Annotated in this window: 1 protein-coding gene; it reads left to right on the top strand. The window is 72.3% G+C overall.

The window, feature by feature from the left end; genetic code table 11:
• Positions 1 to 2,842, top strand: a 2,842-nt coding sequence (locus I3F54_RS31770; RefSeq protein WP_240122390.1) for a hypothetical protein, incomplete at both ends; no start/stop codon positions are given.

The following is a 2,842-nucleotide window of genomic DNA, read 5'->3' as shown; positions in this document are numbered from 1 at the left end:
CAGCGCCGCGCGCACCGCCGGGATACCCAAGGACCAGCGCGACGCCCACACCCGCGCCATTCAGGAGGCGACGGCATCCCATGACTGGGATCGCGCCGGACAGTACCTCGCCGGCTTCCGCGCCGAGGTCGAGGGTGGCACCACCATCCAGCGCTACGACGCCTTCCGCGCACACGTGCAGGGCGGCTTCGACCGTCTGGCGAACCTCGCCGGCTCCAAGGAGCAGTGGCAGAGCAAGGTCGACGCGGTTCAGGAGGCATGGCGCTCCGCCGACCTCGACCTGCTCGACAGCAGGCTCAACGAGTACTCGGCGTACGTCGAGAGCCATGTCCCGTCGGCGATGCTGACCGGGCAGGACGCACCGCGCCCGTTCCACCAGGACGTCGAGGACGTACGGCAGCGCCTCGCCACGACCACCGACGGGCCGGCCGCGGACCGTCTCCGCTCTCAACTGGAGGAACTGCGCCGGTACGCCGACCTACGCGACCGGCTGGACCGTCTGCGGTCCTCCGAGCCGGATCCCGAGACCGCAGCGCTGCACCGGCGCCTCGACGACGCCGAGACACCCGAAGAGGCGGAACGCGCGCTGCGGGACCTGGAGGCCCACCGGCGGCTGCAGGAGTTGCAACAGCGCCTCGATCGCCTGGGGTCGGACGAGCCGACACCGCAGCGCACCCCACCGCGGGGCAGCGAGGCAGACCTGCGCCGGCGCCTCGAGGCCCTCAACGACGGCGCGGACGACCGCGAGCGCGAACTGCTCGATCGGGCGGACCGGGCTGCCGACGCGAACGAAGCCCACCGCGCGCTGCGCGAACTCTACGCATACCGCGACTACAGGCGGCTCCAGCAGCGCTTGGACCGGCTCACGTCGGACACCTCCGAGGACCGGCCCTCCGAACGCGACCTGCGCGACCGCCTTGAGGCACTCCACGACGGCGAGAACGACCCCCTCGCCGCCCAGCTGCGCCGGCAGGCGTACGACGCGGCCACCGAACAGGGAGCCAGGGAAGCCCTGGACAAGCTCGACCAGCACCTGAGCCGACGCGAGCAGAGCCGGCAGGACAAGGTGCGCGCACTGACGGCCAGTCTGGAGCAGTTGCGGCAGCAGCACATTGAGCAGTTGTTCGGTGCGCACTCCGGTGAGGCCGAGGACACCGCGCGCCGGATCGAAGACGTGCGCAGGGAGCTGTCCTCGCACCAGACGTACGACGAGCGCACCAGCGCGCTGAGGCAGGAGCTGGCGCGGAAGACGGGGACCCCCGAGGCCCGTGGCCACCTCGACCGCATCACCACGGGGACGGACCGGCGCGGCGGCACCGACGAGCCCCCGCCGGACAGGGAGCACACACCGGTCGGCGAACACCCTGCGTCCGCACACGGCGAGGAGTCCAGCGACGACGGCGCGGTCGTCTCCGCGGACCGCCTCCCCACCCGCGACCAGCACACCCCCGGTCACGGCACCGGCGAGCAGAAGGCGAAGCCGGTCACCGGCCCGAGGCGGCCGCAGGAGGAACAGCCGCGCCACCCGATCCGGGGGGACCAGCAACTCGTTGCCCAGCGTCCCCTCAAGAAGGGCACGACGCCCGGCCTGTCGCACGACGACCAGACCGACCCCAGCCGGCACTCTGTGCCCAGCATCGAGGGACTTGACGATCTGCGCGGCTCGGCCGACGCCCTCCGCCCGGGCCCGCCGCCCCGCGAGTGGCTCGACCGCACCCGGCGCTACGTGGTGAAATCCGAATTCGACCAACGGCGTTTCACCGTCGATGACACCCCGTATACAGACCTGACCGTACGCGTGGCGCTGCGCGACGACGGCTCGGGCCGGTATGACACGGCCGACATCTGGAACAAGGCACGGCAAGGCGTCAAGCAGTACTTCAACGACCCCGGGTACAAGCTCCTCAACGGCGACCGGCTGCACGTCACCCTCGAACGCGTCGGTCCGGGCGACAAGCCGCACCTGATCGTCGACCTGGTGGACGACAGCCACGGCATTGACCAGAGCCACTGGCCCCCGAGCGCCGGGCCCATCGAGTACGCGCACGAGATCGCCCACCAGCTCGGCCTGCGCGACGAGCACGCGGACGAGACCGCTCCGCACCGCCCGCACATCCCGGGCAGCCTGCTCGGGGACTTCCACCAGCAACCCGAGCACCAGCAACTCGCCCACGGCGGCCTGAGGGGCCGCCACTTCAGGCTCCTGGACGCCGTCATCGCCGGCTACACGGTCCCGGAGGAGTCGCAGGACCACCTCGGCGAGTCGCAGGACCGCGGACAGCGCCGGCGGCACGACGATCCTGCGGACGACCCCGCCTGGCAGCAATCACGTACCCAGGCGCCTGCGATGCTGCGGCAGCACTCCTGGGTGGACCCGATGTCCGAGGCGCCTGCGGTACTGGAGCGCAGCGCAACCGGCGGACCCAATTCCGTTTCAGGACAGAAGGTCACCGAGGACCCGGGCCCCGACGGCGTGCGCAAGGAACTGTCCTCGCACCAGACGTCCGACGAGCGCGCCGACGCACTGAGGCAGGGGCTGGCGCAGAAGACCGGGATCACCGAGGACCGCGGCCACCTCGACCGCATCACTGCGGGGACGGACCGGCGCGGCGGCACCGACGAGCACACACCGGTCGGCGAACGTCCCGCGTCCGCCCATGCCGGCCCGCAGGGTGCCGGGACGCCCACGCGGCGCCCGGACGCCGCCGCCCACAACCCGACCACGGCCACGGCCACGCAGGGAACCGGGCCCGCGAACGCCGGCCGCACCACACCGCCCGCCACGGTCCCACAGTCGCGTCCGTCCGCCGTCACCAGCGACGGTCCCGGCCGCTCCCCCGCC

Source organism: Streptomyces sp. MUM 2J (assembly GCF_022414535.1).
Classification (GTDB): Bacteria; Actinomycetota; Actinomycetes; order Streptomycetales; family Streptomycetaceae; genus Streptomyces.
Note: the sequence above shows the minus strand (reverse complement) of the source record. Positions and strands in the feature narration are given on the sequence as shown.